At 73.1% G+C, this 16991-nt stretch carries 12 protein-coding genes, 2 tRNA genes and 1 riboswitch; of the genes, 4 read left to right on the top strand and 10 right to left on the bottom strand.

What is annotated here, in order from left to right; all coding sequences use genetic code 11:
• Positions 1-145: 145 nt before the first annotated feature.
• A riboswitch (cyclic di-AMP (ydaO/yuaA leader) is annotated at positions 146-310 on the bottom strand.
• A gap of 526 nt (positions 311-836) precedes the next feature.
• The 4 genes from ACSMXW_RS18690 to ACSMXW_RS18675 all read right to left on the bottom strand — a co-directional run bounded on the left by ACSMXW_RS18690 (position 837) and on the right by ACSMXW_RS18675 (position 5815).
• On the bottom strand, positions 837-1988 hold the full coding sequence (locus tag ACSMXW_RS18690) for a PP2C family protein-serine/threonine phosphatase (protein WP_485797855.1): 1152 nt from the start codon (positions 1986-1988) through the stop codon (positions 837-839).
• A gap of 602 nt (positions 1989-2590) precedes the next feature.
• A tRNA-Met gene (locus ACSMXW_RS18685) sits at positions 2591-2664 on the bottom strand.
• Between the two features lie 150 nt (positions 2665-2814).
• The gene (locus tag ACSMXW_RS18680) at positions 2815-4053 is read right to left on the bottom strand and encodes an alginate lyase family protein (RefSeq protein WP_485797854.1); all 1239 of its coding nucleotides are present in this window, start codon (positions 4051-4053) and stop codon (positions 2815-2817) included.
• A gap of 820 nt (positions 4054-4873) precedes the next feature.
• Positions 4874-5815, bottom strand: coding sequence for an ABC transporter substrate-binding protein (locus ACSMXW_RS18675; protein WP_485797853.1), 942 nt, complete (start codon positions 5813-5815; stop codon positions 4874-4876).
• 569 nt (positions 5816-6384) lie between these two features.
• Here ACSMXW_RS18675 and ACSMXW_RS18670 point away from each other — a divergent pair.
• From ACSMXW_RS18670 to ACSMXW_RS18655, 4 genes are all read left to right on the top strand, one after another.
• Positions 6385-9426, top strand: coding sequence for a HAMP domain-containing protein (locus ACSMXW_RS18670; RefSeq protein ID WP_485797852.1), 3042 nt, complete (start codon positions 6385-6387; stop codon positions 9424-9426).
• On the top strand, positions 9423-9944 hold the full coding sequence (locus tag ACSMXW_RS18665; protein ID WP_485797851.1) for a roadblock/LC7 domain-containing protein: 522 nt from the start codon (positions 9423-9425) through the stop codon (positions 9942-9944). Before ACSMXW_RS18670 ends, ACSMXW_RS18665 begins: the two co-directional genes overlap by 4 nt.
• A gap of 68 nt (positions 9945-10012) precedes the next feature.
• Positions 10013-10567, top strand: coding sequence for a DUF742 domain-containing protein (locus ACSMXW_RS18660; protein WP_485797850.1), 555 nt, complete (start codon positions 10013-10015; stop codon positions 10565-10567).
• The gene (locus tag ACSMXW_RS18655) at positions 10557-11162 is read left to right on the top strand and encodes a GTP-binding protein (protein WP_485797849.1); all 606 of its coding nucleotides are present in this window, start codon (positions 10557-10559) and stop codon (positions 11160-11162) included. The genes ACSMXW_RS18660 and ACSMXW_RS18655 overlap by 11 nt, the downstream gene beginning before the upstream one ends.
• 214 nt (positions 11163-11376) lie before the next feature.
• On the opposite strand, the gene ACSMXW_RS18650 is transcribed toward ACSMXW_RS18655, so the two are convergent.
• The 6 genes from ACSMXW_RS18650 to ACSMXW_RS18625 all read right to left on the bottom strand — a co-directional run bounded on the left by ACSMXW_RS18650 (position 11377) and on the right by ACSMXW_RS18625 (position 16575).
• The gene (locus tag ACSMXW_RS18650; RefSeq protein ID WP_485797848.1) at positions 11377-12042 is read right to left on the bottom strand and encodes an ABC transporter permease; all 666 of its coding nucleotides are present in this window, start codon (positions 12040-12042) and stop codon (positions 11377-11379) included.
• On the bottom strand, positions 12039-12788 hold the full coding sequence (locus ACSMXW_RS18645) for an ABC transporter permease (protein ID WP_485797847.1): 750 nt from the start codon (positions 12786-12788) through the stop codon (positions 12039-12041). The genes ACSMXW_RS18650 and ACSMXW_RS18645 overlap by 4 nt, the downstream gene beginning before the upstream one ends.
• The gene (locus tag ACSMXW_RS18640) at positions 12785-14035 is read right to left on the bottom strand and encodes an ABC transporter ATP-binding protein (RefSeq protein ID WP_485797846.1); all 1251 of its coding nucleotides are present in this window, start codon (positions 14033-14035) and stop codon (positions 12785-12787) included. The genes ACSMXW_RS18645 and ACSMXW_RS18640 overlap by 4 nt, the downstream gene beginning before the upstream one ends.
• A gap of 628 nt (positions 14036-14663) precedes the next feature.
• Positions 14664-15299, bottom strand: coding sequence for a hypothetical protein (locus tag ACSMXW_RS18635; protein WP_485797845.1), 636 nt, complete (start codon positions 15297-15299; stop codon positions 14664-14666).
• A 401-nt stretch (positions 15300-15700) separates the two neighbouring features.
• Positions 15701-16009 carry a hypothetical protein gene (locus ACSMXW_RS18630; RefSeq protein ID WP_485797844.1) on the bottom strand — a complete coding sequence of 103 codons (309 nt, stop codon included), beginning with the start codon at positions 16007-16009 and terminating at the stop codon, positions 15701-15703.
• Between the two features lie 493 nt (positions 16010-16502).
• A tRNA-Lys gene (locus tag ACSMXW_RS18625) sits at positions 16503-16575 on the bottom strand.
• Positions 16576-16991: the final 416 nt, after the last annotated feature.

Raw genomic sequence — 16991 nt, 5'->3', positions numbered from 1 at the left:
CGGGGCCGGGGCGAGAGTGTCCCGGACCGTCGTACGGGGAACCGCCGTGGGAGCCGTCGGCGGCGAAGGCGGGGAAAGACTGGGTGGTCTGGGGGTTGCCCGGGGCATAAGGGGCAGGCCGGTTGGACGCCACGGGGGCGCGCTCCTTTCCTTCCTTCTCGCCTACCGGGTTAGCTGACGGGTTCGGAGCAGGAAGGTCTCCTACGGGCGGCTCGCGCCGCGCGGATCACTCCGCACGGCCAAAGCGCGCCCGATTCACCCCACTTGGGTGGTTCCCCGGTTCCCTCACGGGATTCGGCGCGTGCGCGCGGAGCCGCCTTGTGGCGGCTGGGACGACCGCGCTGCGTTATCGAACGTTAATAGACGACCACACCCGATTCCAAGCTGTTCCCGCTGATCGTTCGTCACTTCGCGCCGGACTTAACGGGACACCGTGGGGCGGAATCGGGCGACTTCACCTCGACTTGTGGGGGCCTATTTTCCTGACGTTGTGTCAGTTGTTATGCGCAGGGGGGTCGCGTGGTCACCGATGGTGACGAGGGAGAGAGACGAGAGGGAGAGCCGGGGGCCCGCCCGGGGACGCGCGGACGCTGCCGTAAGAACGCCCGGCGGGCGGGCCCACGGGAGGGCCCCGCCGGAGCGTGGCAGGGGCACCCACCGGAGCGCGGCGATGGGCACCCGCACCCGCCATCACGCGGCAGGGACGTCCAGGGAAGCGCCGCCGGAGCGCGGCAGGGACGTCCCCGGGCACCCCGCCGGAGCGCGGCAGGGACCGTCCACCGGAGTCCCGCAGGGGCGCCCGCCGGGGCGCGCACGGGCGGCCGTGCGCCGCGATCTCAGGGCCGGCGGACGGCGAGGAGTGCGAGGTCGTCCGTCCCTGCGCCGCCGGTGTGCCGGCGCACCTCCTCCACGACCACACTCAGCAGCCGGCCCGGCGCCTTGAAGACCCGCCCCCGGAGGCTGGCCGCCGGGTCGAAGAAGACGCCGTGCGCATCGCGGGCCTCGCTGACCCCGTCGGTGTACAGCAGCAGGGCGGCCCCGCGGGGGAAGGCGAGCTTCTGGGCGTGCGGCGGCCAGGTGCCCAGGTCGGACATGCCGAGCGGCAGCGCGGAATCCTCGGTCACCACCTCCAGCACGCTCCCGTCCGCGTACACGACCAGCGGCGAGGGATGGCCGCGGTTCACGATCCGGAGGGCGCCGTGGCTGTGCGGGATCTCGGCGAAGGCGGCGGTGGCGAACTCCTCGAACGACTCGTCTCCCGGGCGCAGCGCCGCCTCTCTGCTCAGCGCGCGGTCGAGCCGCTGCGCCACCGCCTCCAGCGAGGCCTCGTGCTCGGCGGCCTCCCGGAAGGCACCGATCAGCACCGCTACGGCGGCCACCGCCCCCATCCCCTTGCCGCGCACGTCGCCGACGAGCACCCGTACGCCGTGCGGGGTGTCCTGTACGGCGTAGAAGTCGCCGCCGATGGACGCACCGGCCTCCGCCGCCTCGTAGCGCGCCGCCACCTCAAGGCCCGCGATGCGCTCGGCGGGCTCGGGCAGCACGGCGCGCTGGGCGGCCGAGGCGATCTCGTGGGCGGAGGTGAGCATGGTGTAGCCGCGCTGCACCACGCGATTGATCAGCACTGCGAGCAGGGACACGACAAAACAGGTGGAGAGCTGGGTGACGCCGTTGGGCTCGTCGATCGTCATGCGCTCGAGGTTCCGCACCAGGACGCCGATCAGCGCGATCGCGCTGACGGTCAGCACGGCCCAGAGCCGGTAGAACGGGGCGGCGATCAGCGGTGCCGCCACGAAGATCGGTACCGCGCTGTAGCGCACCGGCAGCAGCGCGTCGAAGAGCAGCCCGCCGACGAGGAGCAGCCAGGGCGCCAGCCGCACCAGGAGCCGGGTCAGCCGGATCCACCGCCCGCCGCCCGGCACGAGTTGCCCGGCCGGGCCGCCCGACGCATACGGGCGGGAGCCCTGGCGGACGGGGGCCAGGAGCACGGAGGACAGCGCGGACCACGCCGAGTCACCCCGGCCCGGGTGGTAGCGGCTGGCGCCGGCGCGCGGAGGAGGACGGCGGGCTGCGCGCATAGGGGGCGCGGGGTGCGCGGAGGACGCAGGGTGGTCGGGGTGCGCGGAGGACTCAGGGTGCGCGGGGCCACCGGGGAGCCCGGGAAGTCCGTCTCCCCCGCGGTGTCCGTCCGCGCCCGGCCCTGGCTGCGTCACCGCTCGTCTCCTGCCACTGCTGCGCCCGTCTCGGCAACAATGTCAAGCTTGACCGTTTTTGCCGCTTATAGCCAATCGATGGCGCCGACCAGGACGCCGGCGGGTGATCATGCGCGGGGCACCGACCGCGGGAAAGGAGGTCGGCCTCGGGGCGCGAGAACGCAGGGGCCGCGAGGGCGCGAGGCCGTTGGGGCCGCATGGGGGCTTGGGAGCGCAGGGGGTCGGGAGCGCAGGGAAGGTCGGGAGCGTAGGGAGGGTCGGGAGCGCGTGGGGCTCGGGAGGGTCAGGGAGCGCGGACCCGCAGGGTGCCGCCCGCGCAGGTTGCGGACGCACCGAGGGGCCGGGACCTCGATCGGTCCCGGCCCCTCGGCCTTCAGTAGCGGGGACAGGATTTGAACCTGCGACCTCTGGGTTATGAGCCCAGCGAGCTACCGAGCTGCTCCACCCCGCGTCGGTGAACACCAGTGTACGGCATGTCCGCGGCAGCCTCGCCACTCCCCCGTACGGTGCGCGCCACACCGCCGTATGGTGCGCGCCACACCGCCGTATGGTGCGCGCCACACCGCCGTACCGTACGCGCCACACCGCCGTACCGCGCACGTCACTCGCCCGGGTTGCGGGCGTTCGTCAGGGTCTCCCAGGCGACGAAGAGGCCGTCGGTGCCTGCCGGACGCATCCTGCGGGCCAGCTCGGCGGTGCGCGGCATCGGGAGGTGGAGCCGGTTCGCGAGGTGGTTCAGCGGGACCTCCACGTCCGGGCCGAGGGTCAGCTCGGGGTGGCCGCCGCACAGCCAGTGCGGTGCCCGTGCGCCGAGCTGGTAGCGGGCGTGGAACTCCAGCGCCGCCCGCAGCCGGTCCCTGACACCCGCGTAGAGGTCGACGCCCTGGTGCCACGCCGTCTCCGCGATGTGTCCGGTGGCGGCCAGCGCGTACCCGACGTGCATGAAGTTGCGGCAGCTCTCCTGCGCGAGCCCGGCACGGAACGTGTGCTGTCCGAACCAGTACGTGTCGATGCCGGCCGCGCCGCGGGCGCTGCTGCCGGGCACGGTCGCCGGCAGCGGGCCGTCGGAGCGGAGGTAGAAGTACGCGGGCACCCGGGCGCGGAAGCGGTCCAGGGCGGCCTTGAAGGCCCGGTGGTCGTCGAGGAAGACGGCGATGCCGGTGGCGGCGTCCGTCATCACCAGGTCCCAGTTGCCGTTGTAGTCCGGTATGCGGTGGGTGACCTCCGGGAGGTACACGGTGCGCAGCATCGCCGCGAAGCGGTGCGCGCGCCGGCGGGGCCAGCCCGTGCCGGTGTGCCGGACGATCTCCCCGGCGCGCGCCCAGGTCGATCCGGCCCAGGCGGCCTGGAGGCCGGCGTTGCCCAGGGTGTGCCGGTGGACGGTGGCCGACCACGCGTCCATGATCCGCTCGGCGGCGACGGCGTGCGCACGCAGGCCGGTGAGGTACCAGAGCAGGGCGTGCGTGTAGGCGGCGAGGGCGTCCTGGCGTTCCTCGACGCAGCCGCGGCCCGGCGCGTCGCCGGGCGGGCAGGCCACGGTCGGATACGGCCGCGCCCGGTACGCCAGCGAGCCGTACCGGCCGTCCCGCATGGCGAGGTACACGGAGAGCCAGGGCTCCTTGCCTGCGGCCACGCGGTCCCGGGCCGTGTCCAGCTGGGCCCTGCTGACCAGTACGCCCGGGTGCCGGAACTGCCGGCCGGGCGGCCTCGGCCGGGCGTCCGTGCGGGTGCCGGGCAGGACACCGCAGCCCGGCACCAGCGCCACGACGAGCGAGGCGAGCAGCGCCGCGACCACCTGCTGGACCAGCGGCACGCGCCGCACACGCGGGACGGGGTTCATGCGGCCGCCTCTCCGGTCGGGTTCGGTTGCGTCTGACGACTCCGTTGACGACGCCGTACGCCTCGGGCCACACCGCCGCGGCGTACGGCCTCGATCCGTACGACCCGTACGACTCCGTACCGCGCGGCCACACCCGCGCCGCACCACAGGGGGTGGAAGACGGCCGTACGGGGGGTGGAAGACGGCCGTACGGGGGTGGGGACGTGGGCCGGATGGTGGTGCGGGCGGGGCGAGCCCCGGGCGGTGACCTCCGGGGCCCGGACGCGGGGGTCCAGACGCGGGGGCCCGGACGCCGGGGCCCGCGCGGAGAGGTCTAGACCTCTTGCGCACCCCGTGTGAATCGCGCACCCGTACTCATGGCGCGCGCACGCTGCCCGTGCCCGCGGCCGGCGAGGTCCACTGGGGCACGGTCGTGCGGGCCCCGGGGTCCGCACGGGAGGGGGCCGCCTACTTCCCTGCCCACGCCGGCGGCTCTCACCGACTTCGGCCGGTGGGTCGGTCCATCCACTGGCCGAGGCCAGGTGCCCCGGCACCGGTCCATCCGAGGGCGCGGTCTCACCACCGCGCTCGCCGGTGCCGGGCACCTTGGCAGGGACCCGGCCCCGCACTCGCAGCGGCACCCGGAAGTGGACGGGCAGCCGTGAGCAAGCCCCGACCCGGCACCCGAATCCGGACAAGCCACGAGCTGGACGAGCCCCTCGGACCTGGACGAGCCCAGACCGGACGAGCCCCTGACCCGGACGAGCCCGGACTCGGACAGACCGGACCCGGACAGACCGGACCCGGACGGGCCCCGCACCCGGGCCAGCCCCCGGCCCGCTCAGATCAGGTGCTTCGAGGACAGCCAGGCCCTGGCGACGTCCATGGGGTCCTTGTGGTCGTTCTGGATCTCGGTGGCGAGCTTGAGGAGCGTCGCGGTGTCCAGCTGGGCCGAGACGGCGTTGAGGGCGGCCGCGCCGGCCTTGGGCAGGTCGGGCCGGTAGACCAGCGGGACGACGTTCTCGAAACCGAACAGGTTCTTCGGGTCCTGCAGGACCAGGAACTTGTTCTTCTGGATGGACGGATCGGTGGTGAAGACGTCCCCGACCTGGATGTTGTCGCCCTTGAGCGCCGCGACGGTGAGCGGGCCGCCCGCGTCCAGCGCCTTGAACGACTTGAAGTGCAGCCCGTACACCGACTTCAGGCCCTCCAGACCCTGGTGCCGGGTCTGGAACTCGGGCGAGCCGCCGATCACCAGGTGCGGCGCCGCGCCGGCGAGGTCGGCGATCGTCGAATCGGCCGTGAGGTGGTACTTCTTGGCGGTGGCGGCGTTGACCGTGACCGCGTCCTTGTCCTGTGCCTTGGACGGTTCGAGCAGCCCGAGCTTGGGGCTGAGCTTGTCCGTGACGGCCTTGTCGGTCTCCTCGACGGTCTTGGGCGTGGCCTTCTTGTCGAGGTAGGCGAGCAGCGCGCCGTTGTACTCGGGCAGCACCGTCAGGGTGCCGTTCTTGATCAGCCCGTAGGTGGTCTCGCGGCTGCCGATGTTGTTCTTGTACTCGACCTTGACGCCCTTTGCCTTGAGCGCCTCGCCGTACAGGTCGGCCAGCAGGGTGCTCTCCGCGAAGTTGTTCGAGCCGACGACGACCGTGCCGCTCTTGCCCGCGTCGCCCTTCAGCGGGTCGCCGCCCGAGCCGTCGGACGAGGAACAGCCGGTCAGGGCGGCCGTCAGGGCGCTGGTCAGAACGACCGCCGAGGCCGCGAGGGTGCGCTTTCTGCTGCTCATGGTTCCGGTCACGTTCCTTATCCAGGCAGAGGCTGAGGCCGGCCGACCGCACGGTTGTGCGGGAGGCACGTGCGGTCGATCCAACGAGAGCCCGAACGCAGAGTCAAGCGCGTTCGTATTCCGATCGGAGCGCGTCGGGCCGGGCCAGGGCCCCCGGCCACGGGTCCAGCCCGCCGGACGGAGGCGGAACGGAGGCGGACAGACGACGGCGTAGCGAGGCGGAACGGACGTGGAAGGGAGGTGGAAGAGAGGTGGGAGAGGAGGCAGGAGAAGAGGCGGGAGAAGAGGCAGGAGAAGAGGCAGGAGAAGAGCGGAACGGCGACCCGGGGGGAGCGGGCGGACATGTGATCGACTTCGCTCGGAATTGTGGCCGATTGTTGATTGATTGGTGGGCGAAGAGGTTTGGCGGGTCGCTAGTCTCGCCATCCGTACGGTCGTCTCCGGACCCTGTCCCGTCCGGGCCCCGTCCCAGCACGCAGTTCGACGCATCCCGCAAGGCATCCCGTGGCGCGCAGGTGCGCACGCGCGGGCAGAGTCCGTAGTTCGCAGGAGTGCTGCAAGGAGGCCCGGTGCCCGCGCACAGGAAGGACCCGCCGAGGACCGGCGCGCCAGCGGTACCGGGGGCCGCACCCGGGGTACCGGGGGCGCCCCCGTCGCGCGGCGCGCTCCTCGACCGCCTGCCTTTCCGGCGCAAGCTGGACGTCATGGTGTTCGTGCCGGTGCTCGTCATCGCGGCGATGCTGGCCTTCCTCGCGTACCAGCAGATCGCCCAGGCCCGGTCGGCCGGCGACACGGCCCGGCTGGTGCGCAGCAGCGAGCAGGTGGCGAAGCTGATAGACGACCTCCAGACGGAGCACCGCCAGGCGCTGCTGGTCGCGCTGCGCTACGAGGCGATGGGCCCGAACGTCACCCAGGCTCCCGACACCGCCCCCTACCTCACCGCCCAGCAGGCCGTGAACGCCCAGGTGGAGACCGTCCGCAAGGCCTTCGGCGGCCGGCTGCCCGAACCCGAGGCGCAGGCCCTGAAGGAGATCGAGGGCCTGGACAGCCTGCGCAGCACCGTCGAGCAGGGCCCCATCCCCGCCGACAACATCGACCCCGCCTACGGTGGCGCCGTCGCCGACCTCATCAACGGCCTCGGCATCAACGGCTCCGACCCCGACGACACCACCGGAACCGACGGCTCCGGCGCGTCCCCCGGCGACCCGGACACCGCCGACGGCGCCGACTCCGCGCTCGTCACGGACGTGCCCGCGCCGCTCGCCGGCACCTCGGCCACCCTGCTGGACGCGCTGCTGCGCGCGGACGCCGCGCACGCCACGTTCGAGACCAGCGTGTTCGCGGCGCGCACCGGCGACCCGAACGCCCTGATCGAGTTCACGGCCGCGGTCGGCGCCTACGACCAGTACACCTACCAGGCCGACCGGTTCCGCCGGCACGCCGGCACCGCCCAGCGCGAGGAGCTGGCCGCCATCGAGCGGACGGCGTACCAGAGCGTCATCTCCCAGCACTACGCCGCCCTCCAGGTCGACCCCAGCGGCCTGGTGGCGGAGAAGCCGGAGCAGGTGCACGCCGCGCTCGACGAGTCGCTGCGGGACGTCACCACCTATGAGCACCAGGCGCAGCACCGCCTGGCGATCACCCGGTCGCTGATCGGCCAGATCGCCGACCGGACCCAGCAGGCCTCGGGCGCCGCCTGGTGGCGGGCCGGGGCACTGCTGCTCGCGACGGTGCTGGCGTTCACGGCGTGGCTGATGTTCTCCGTCCTGGCCCGCCGCTCGGTGCTGCGCGCGGTCCGCACGCTGACCCGCGCGGCGCACCGGGTGGCCGAGGCGACCGGCGAGGAGCTGGCCCGGGTCGCCGACGACGACGCCACCGACACCGGCCCGCCGCGTCTCACCGCCGTTCCGGTGCCGGTGCGCGACGAGATCGGCGAGCTGGCCGAGGCGTTCAACCAGGTGCAGATCACCGCGACCGCGCTGCTGGAGCGGCAGGTGCTCAGCCGCCGCAACTTCGCGGAGATGTTCGGCAACATCGGGCGCAGGGTGAGCAACCTCACCGCGCGCCAGCTCGCCCTGATCGACGCGGTCGAGCACGGCGAGACCGACCCGGAGGTGCTGGAGCGGCTCTACCGCATCGACCACATCGCGGTACGGCTGCAGCGCAACGCCGACAGCCTGATGCTGCTCGCCGGGCTGCGCGAGACCGGCACGGAGTCCGGTCCGGTCCGGCTGAGCAATGTGGTGCGGGCCGCGCTCGGGCAGATCGAGGCCTACCAGCGGGTGGTGCCGCGCGCCGACGGCGACGTCACCATCTCACCCGATGTGGTCGGGGACCTGACGCTGATGCTGGCGGAGCTGCTGGAGAACGCCGTCACGTTCTCACCGGCCAGCAGCCGGGTCGAGGTGCTGCTGCGCGCGGCCGACGGCAGCCGGGCCGCGGGTGGTGGCGGGCCCCGGGCCGGGGCCGCTGCCGAGGACGACGACGTGGCGGAGCCATGGACAGGTGCCGCCCGGCGGCTTGTGACCGACGGGGCCGTGGTGGAGGTCGTCGACCACGGGCTGGGAATGAGCTCCGAGCGGCTGGCCGAGGAGAACGCCCGGCTGGTCCACCGCGAACGGCTCGACCTGGTACCGACCAAGGTGCTCGGGCTCTTCGTGGTCGGCAGCCTGTCCCGGCGCTGGGGCATCCAGGTCACGCTGTCGCGCACGCCCGGCGGGGGCGTCACCGCGACGGTCATCATCCCGCCGGTGCACCTGCTGCCGGCGCACGCCGTCGCACCGGTGCCGCCCCGCCCCACGCCCGCGCGGCAGACGGCGGGCCCGGCCCGCCGCCCCGCCCCGCCCGGACCGCGCCCCGGCACCGGTCCGGGGCTGCCCCGACGGGTGCCTGCGCCACGGTCGGCTCCGGGGCCGGACGGCGGTCCGGTGGGCGGTGGGCCGGGCGGTGCCGGCTCGGTGACGGAGCAGCAGGTCGGGCGTGGCCCGGCGGTGTCGGGAGCGCAGGCCGGACGTGGTCCGATGGTCACGGAGCCGCAGACCGGACATGGTCCAACGGTCACAGAGCCACAGACCGGACATGGCCCAACGGTCACAGAGCCACAGACCGGACATGGCCCAACGGTCACAGAGCCCCAGGCCGGACATGTTCCGGCGGGGCGCACCCCCGTGCCGGGGGCGCAGAGTGGACGCAGCCGTGTGGCCGGCACGGGGGCCGGGCGCACGCCCGTGCCGGGGGCGCAGTCGCCGCGGCCGCTGCGGCGCCGGGTGCGCGGGGCGACGCTGTCGGCCACCACGGCGTCGAGCGTGCTGCCGCCGCGGCCGAGCACCCAGGCGCCGCCGGGGTGGCGGCCGGTGGACGCCGAGGCCGCGCGGCTGGAACTCGAGGAGTTCGAGGCGGCCGTGGAACGGGCCCAGCGCGACAGCGCACGGCATCTGGGCGCACACTATCTCCGCGGTCGGCTGACGGGCCATCAGGAAGCGCAACCTCCACAGGGGTCACAGGCGTCTAGCCCGCCGAGCGCACCTCAGCAGGCGCCGCCCCCGTACCCCGGGGGCCGCCGCACGACCGGGACCGAGCAACCCTCATCCTCAGAAGGGGTGGGCCAATGACCACCTGGACCGACGGGTCCGCCTCCGGCGCGGCAGAGCCGGGCCAAGGCCCGCACATACCGCAGGTGCCCGCGCGCCCAGCCGACCCCGAGCTGCGCAGCGCCGCGGAGGACTTCAACTGGCTGCTGAGCCGGTTCGCCACCGAGACAGCGGGCGTCGTGGACGCCATCGGCGTCTCCTCGGACGGTCTGCTGATCGCCGTCTCCCGGCTGCGCGACCACGCCGACTCGGAGCGGCTCGCCGCCATCGTCTCCGGCCTGACCAGCCTCGCCATGGGCGCCTCCGGCAACTACGGCCTCGGCGGCCTCAACAAGGTCATCGTCGACCTGGAGGGCGGGCACCTGCTCGTCTCCGCGATCGGCGCGGGCGCGGTGCTCGGCGTGGTCACCTCGAAGGAGGCGAAGCTGGGCAACATCGCTTACGAAATGGCCCTGTTCGCCAACCGCGCGGGCGCCGCCCTCAGCCCACAGCTCATCATGGAGCTGAAGAACTCGGTGGGCGACGCCCCCGCCGGCTGAGCCGGACCCGGCGACCAGACGCACAGGCCCGGGCAGACCAACGGACGAGGGCGAGGGAGGTGGACATCATGCCGGCGGGTGACACACCGTCCGGGCGCACCGCGGACGACGCGTACCTCGGGGACCCCGCCGCGGGCCGGTACCTTGAACAGCAGTACCCGGCGCCGGACCCCGCCGGGCCGCAGTACCCCGAACCCGACTACGCGGAAGGCGACTACGCCGAGCCCGCGTACCCCGAACCGGAGTACCCCGCTCCGGCCGTCCGTCCGTTCCTGCTCACCGCGGGCCGGGTGGCGGGCGGCGACGGGCTGGTCCCGCCGCTCCCCGTGGAGACGCAGGTGGTGGCGACGAGCAGCGGGGTCGCCGCCCTCGACACCTTCGCGTTCGAGCACCGGGACATCGTCGCCGTCTGCCAGGAGCCGCAGTCGCTCGCCGAGATCGCCGCAAAGCTCCGTATGCACCTCAACGTCATCCGCGTACTCGCCGACGACCTGCGCGCCGACGGGCAGCTGACCTTGTACCTCCCGCAGGGCAACCCCGCCCGCGATGCCTCCGTCCTGAGAAGGGTTATCGATGGACTCCGCGCCGTTCCCGACTCCAGGGGCGCCCGCCATGAATTCTGACGCCCCGGAGCCCGGCATGGCCGCTCGGCCCGACGACGTGCCCGCGCGCCCGCCCCTGCCGGTCAAGATGGTGATCGCCGGCGGTTTCGGGGTGGGCAAGACGACCACGGTGGCGTCCATCTCCGAGATCGAGCCACTGACCACCGAGGCGTCGATCACCTCCGTCGCCGCGGGCGTGGACGACCTCTCCCACACCCCGCAGAAGACCACCACCACCGTGGCGCTGGACTTCGGCTGCGTCACCCTCGACCCGACGCTCAAGCTGTACCTGTTCGGCACGCCCGGCCAGGAGCGGTTCGGCTTCATGTGGGACGACCTGGTGGAGGGCGCGCTGGGCGGTCTGGTGATCGTGGACACCCGGCGGCTCGACGACTGCTACGCAGCCGTCGACTACTTCGAGCACCGCGACATCCCGTTCGCCGTGGCCGTGAACGCGTTCGACGGGCAGGTCGAGCACGACCTCACCGATGTGCGCTGGGCGCTGGACGTCCGCGACAACGTCCCGCTCACCGTCTTCGACGCCCGCGAACGGGGTTCTGTGCGGGACGCGCTCCTGGTCGTACTGGAACACGCGCTGGCACGGGCGACGAGCTGAGACCGGCCTGCGGCCGGGCCTCGGGTGGGGCTGCGGCCCCTGGGGCCGCAGCCTCGTAGGGGCGCGGGGAACTGCGCGACCGGCCACGCCGAAACCGTCAGATCGCCACCCCCGCAAAGGGGCTGTGCCTGTCGTGCCGGAGCCACCGGCCGGTGGGGGGTTGCGCACGCAGTCCCCGCGCCCAGACGGGTCTGCGCCTCCGCGGGGGCGCAGCTCAGCGCCTGCGCACCCCTGGTGACACCAGGGTGCGCCCCGCGGCCCAGAACAGGGCGAGGACCAGCAGGGCCAGGACCGCGACCAGTGCGGCACCGCCCACCACCTTCTCGTAGTCGCGCTGGTAGAGGCCGTCGACGATGTAACGGCCGACCCCGCCGAGGCTCACATACGCGGCGATGGTGGCGGTGGAGACGATCTGGATCGCCGCGGACCTGAGCCCGCTGAGTATCAGCGGCAGCGCCTCCGGCAGCTCCACCTGGAAGAGGATCTTCGCGGGGTGCATGCCCATGCCGCGGGCCGCGTCCACGGGCGAGGCGTCCACGCTGCGCACCGCTTCGTACGTGGTCACCAGGATGGGCGGCACGGCGAGCACCACCAGCGGGATCATCACCGGCAGCGTGCTCAGGCCGATCAGCACGAACATCAGCACCAGCAGGCCGAAGCTGGGCAGCGCCCGCGCCGCGGTCGCCACGAACGCCAGGGCGTTCCCGCCACGGCCGGTGTGCCCGGTGATCATGCCGATCGGCAGCCCGATGGCGGCGGCGATGCCCAGGGCCGCGGCCGAGTACTGGATGTGCTCGAACACCCGCTGCGGAATGCCGTCGTAGCCATGCCAGTGGGCGCTGTCGGAGAAGAAGGCCTGCATGAAGTGGAAGACGTTCACGGCACACGCTCCAGGGCCGGTGCGGCGCCCTTTCCGGCGCCCCGGGACGACGGGCTTCCGCCGGACGATCCGCCGCCACGGCGGGCGGCACGCGCCGCGGCCCGCGCGCCACGGGGCTGCCAGGGTGTGAGCAGCCGCCTGAGCAGGACCAGCAGCGCGTCGGCGAGGATCGCCAGCACGGCGGTGGTGACCACGGAGCTGACCGCGAGGATCGGCCGGTGGTAGAACATCGCGTCGGCGAGCAGATTGCCCAGCGCGCCCTGGTTGCCGATCAGGGCGCCGACGCTCACCAGGCTGATGCTGGAGACCGTCGCCACCCGCAGCCCCGCGATGATCGCCGGGACCGCGATCGGCAACTGCACCTGCAGATAACGGCGCACCGGACCGATGCCCATGGCGACCGCCGCGGCATTGGTCTCCTCGGGCACCGACCGCACGCCGTCCACGATCGCCGGCACCAGCACCACCAGGCTGTACAGGGCCAGCGGGATCATGACCGTGATCTGGCTCTGACCGGTGTAGTCGATCAGTACCACGAAGAAGGCCAGCGACGGCACCGCGTACAGCACCGTGGTGACCCACAGCACCGGCGGATAGAGCCATGTGAAGCGCACGCACAGCTGCCCGACCGGCAGGGCGATCAGCAGCCCGACGACCACCGGGATCAGCGCCTCCTCCAGGTGCCAGCCGACCAGGCCCAGGTAGCTGTGCTGGAGGTCGCTGGGCATGTCGAAGAAGCCGTTCACTGCGCGGCCTCCTGCGCGCCGGCGTCCGCCGCGGTGCCGGGCTCCCCACCGGGCTCGTCCGCCGCCCGGACGCCCGCGGAGCCCGCCGCCCCCGCCCCGTCGCTCCCGGCCGCACCCGCCGCGTACGTCGCTTCGTCCCGGGCCCGGATGGCGCGCTCGGCGTGGGCGGCGCGGATCGCGGTGGCGACCGACTCCTGGGAGGCGACGCCCACCACGCTGCCGGTGCGGTCCACGCCGACCGCCCAGCCGGTGGGCGACAGCACCGCGCAGTCCAGCGCGACCCGCAGCGAGTCCCGGCCGAACTCGAAGGTCTGCCCGTACGGCGTGAGCGTCTTCTCGCCCTCCGTCCACTCGGCCGGCTCCGCCCAGCCGAGCGGCTTGCCGTCCACATCGGTGACCAGCACATACGGCACGTCGGGGGTGACCCGCCTGGCCACCTGCTTGACGGTGGCGTCGACCGCGACGACCGGGCCCGGGTCCAGGTTCAGCCCGGCGGAGGAGAAGAATGACAGCCCGCGGATGCCCCGGTCGGCGCCGAGGAAGTCCGCCACGAACGGGTCGACGGGCCCCGACAGCAGCTCGTCCGGCGGTGCGAACTGCGCCAGCTTCCCGCCGCTGCGCAGCACGGCCACCTGGTCGCCGATCCGGATGGCCTCGTCGATGTCGTGTGTGACGAAGACGATGGCCTTGCCCAGCTCCTCCTGGATCCGCAGCAACTCCTCCTGCAGGCCGCGCCGCACCACCGGGTCGACCGCCGAGAACGGCTCGTCCATCAGCAGCACCGGCGGGTCCGCCGCCAGCGCCCTGGCCACCCCGACGCGCTGCTGCTGGCCGCCGGAGAGCTGGTACGGGTAGCGGCCCGCCATCGAGGCGTCGAGACCGACCCGTTCCATCAGCTCGGCCGCCCGCGTGCGGGCCCGCTGTTTGGACCAGCCCAGCAGCCGCGGCACGGTGCCGATGTTGTCGAGGACCGTGCGGTGCTGGAAGAGACCGGCGTTCTGGATGACATAGCCCATGGAGCGGCGCAGGGCGTTGACCGGTTGCTGCTGGATGTCCGCTCCGTCCAGGAGGATCCTCCCGGAGGTCGGCTCGATCATGCGGTTGATCATCCGCAGGGTGGTGGTCTTGCCGCACCCGGAGGGGCCCACCAGCACGGTGATCGAGCGGTCCGGAATCTCCAGCGACAGCCGGTCGACGGCCACTGTGCCGTCGGGATACCGCTTGCTGACATCTTCGATGACTATCAAGGCGCCAAACACCCCTCGGTCCTGGCATGACTGGTTCGAAAGTGGATTCGGATTCGTGGCTGGCTGTGGCTGCGTGGGCTCCTGGCGGGCTCCTCGGGCCCACCGGCTCGTGAGGCTCGTCCTGCCCGTGACCTGCTCCCCCGCCGCGAAGGCCTCCGGAACGGCAAGGGGTAACCGTGAGTGCGCAAGTGTAGGGCGCCTCCGGTCGGCGGGAAGCCCCAGGGGTGGGCGGACACGCCGTGGTCACGCCGGGAGCATGCCTCGCATACGCCGGGTGGCCGCCCTCCCCGGACCCGCCCTCCGCCGGACCCGCCTTGCGCCGGCGGGGCGCGGTGCGGGGGGCTTGCCGGGGCCGGTGCGGGTGGGGCGCCCGGCCTGCGGTGCGGACGGCGCGGCACGCCTCGGCGTGCAGACGGCCCACCGGAGCCCCGATACAGACCAACCAGCGGAGCCCCGATGCAGAGGGCTCCACGGAGCACCGGCGGAGGCGGCCCCACGGAGCACCGGCGGAGGCGGCCCCACGGAGCACCGGCGCGAGCGGCTCGGTCCCCAGGGACCGGGACGGCACCGCGTAGGCCTGCCGAAGCGCGCCTGTCGAAGCGCCCGCTTGGCCGGTCCTAGTCCTGCCTCAGCCCACCGGCCACGACGTCATGCCCGCGCGGGGGCCGCACTCGTCCGTGTTCCCCGTGCCCTTGCATATGAAGAGGGCTCCCGAGGTGGTGAAGCCGTATCGCATGCGGTAGTCGATCGTGACGCCGCCCGGGCCGCACTGGCTGGCGTACTTCTGCGGGGGCATGGGGAACGAGTCGTCGGTCCACTGGAACCACACGGAGTAGCACTCGTCCCCGGTGTTCTCGAAGTCGCCCTGGATCACGAGGTCGTCGTAGTAGACGCCGTCCACCTCGGTCTCCTCGACCCAGCGCGCACCCGATGCGGTGGCCGCTCCATACGCCGTCTCCCAGGAGACCGGATCCCCTATGCCCTGCACGACGGCGCCTCCGCGCACGACGGCGCCTCCCCGGACGGTCGGGGCCGCGGCCGAGCCGGAGGTGGCCGCCGGGCCGGAGGCGACCGCTGGGCCGGAGGCGACCGCCGAGCCGGAGGCGACCGCCGAGCCGGCAGCCTCCAGCGAACCCGCAGCGGCCAGCGAACCGGACGCGGCCATCGAACCGTCGGTCGCCGCCGAGGCGGACGGGACGAAGGCGAGGAGCGCCGTGGCGGCCGACAGGGCCGCGGCCAGGCCGGCGACAAGCGGACGGCGCACGCCTGGGCGTGACTGTGTATGCATGATTCCCCCGTGTTCCCCGTGTTTCCCGTAGTTCCCCGTAGTTCCCCTGTCCCCGTGCTCGTGACCGGGGTACGCGGCCTGCCGAACCGACCGCGTGTTCGCATCCTAGGCCGCCGCAAGCCCGCCCGTCCGAGCCTGTGGATAACTTCTCCACACCGTTCGCAACGCCGTTCGCAACGTCGGCCGCCGCGTCGTCCCGCCCTCCGCCGTTCCGACGGGTCCGGCCGGCCGCCGGCCACGCGGAAAGGCCCGCCACCTGCGATGACGGGACCTTGTTGGGCGGCCGGCCGACAGCCGTCGGTCGAACGGCGATGCGCGCCCGCGCTGGCGACCCTCACGCTCGGCGCGGGCGCGGGCACGGGCGCTTGTCCACAGCCTCAGCACACCACCGTCTTGTGGTACTTCCCCGGCCACGCGAACTCCGCCCGGAAGCTCGCCTCGTTCTGCAGCGTCACGCACCCGGTGTCCGCCTGGTAGTCGAAGACGACGTTCACGCGCATGGTCTTGCCGCAGTTGTTGACGACCAGCACGTAGTCCCCGCTGCTCGGGTAGTGGACGGAGCGTGCGATGCACGCGGGGGCGGTGCCGCCGGAGGCCGCGCTCGCGGCCGGCGCCATGGCCGTCGCGCCGCCACCGGCCAGGGCGGCCGTGGCCGCCACTGCGGCGAGTTGCCTGAACATGCTCATGATCAAATCCCCTCCATGACGGGTGGGCGGCTACCGACCGTGTGTGCCGCCCGGCTTGGGACTCACCATGCGTGACCGGCGGACGGGGCGTCGAGCAGCGGCGAGCGGTGGCGGAGAACATGCGATGTCCCGCCTTCTGACCTGCGGGAACGGCAGCGGAGATGAGGGCGCGCCGGGACGGCTGCTCCGGCCCCCGGGTATACCTCAACCCGTCCCGAGCGCCGGGGCGTTGGTTTCCACCCGCTCGCGAAGAGCTGGGCCGACCGCGGGGCATCGGTGCCGCCCGCGCGCCGGCTGAGCGGGAAGGGTCTCCCCCGCCCCCGCCCCCGTCCTCGCCCGCGTCAGGCGTTCCGTGGTTGGTGCCGGCACCGGAGCTGATCGGGAGTCCTGGCCGTCTTCGATTCGGTGGAGCGATGGTGGAGCCGATGCTCCCGATCGCCCCGAATATACCGATGCCCCAGGCCGGGGGCTGCCCTGACCTGGGGCGCAACGGTAGGCCGTGTGGGACTCGAACCCACAACCAATGGATTAAAAGTCCACTGCTCTGCCAATTGAGCTAACGGCCCGCAACCCGCAGCATAGCGGGCCCCCGGGCCGCGGGCTGTGCCCGTCCCTCAAGGGGAACCGGGCGGACACCCGGGAGGACGAGGGTTCTGATGACGGTGTTCGGATCGGAGGGCTGGACGCGGGCCGCGGAACACTGCGGGGAGGCGCGCGGGGGGCGCCTCGGCTTCCCCCGCCTCGGAGCACTACGTGGGACGCGCCGGGGACGCCCCGGCGTCCCCTCCCCGCCGTCCTGGCATCCGCAGGCACCCGGACGCCTCCGAGTTTCCGGTGCCACCCGCCTCCCGAAGAGGTCTCCCAGGGGCCGTCCTCCCGGGCAGGCCCCCTGGAGAACCGTCTTCCGACGCACCACTGGGAAGCAGCCCTCGGGCAACCCCACCTTTAGGAGGCCGTTTCCCGAATGAGCCAGAGTGATCCG

Source organism: Streptomyces sp. DSM 116793 (genome assembly GCF_057320905.1).
The sequence above is the reverse complement of the archived record's forward strand: the minus strand, read 5'-3'. Positions and strand labels throughout refer to the sequence as shown.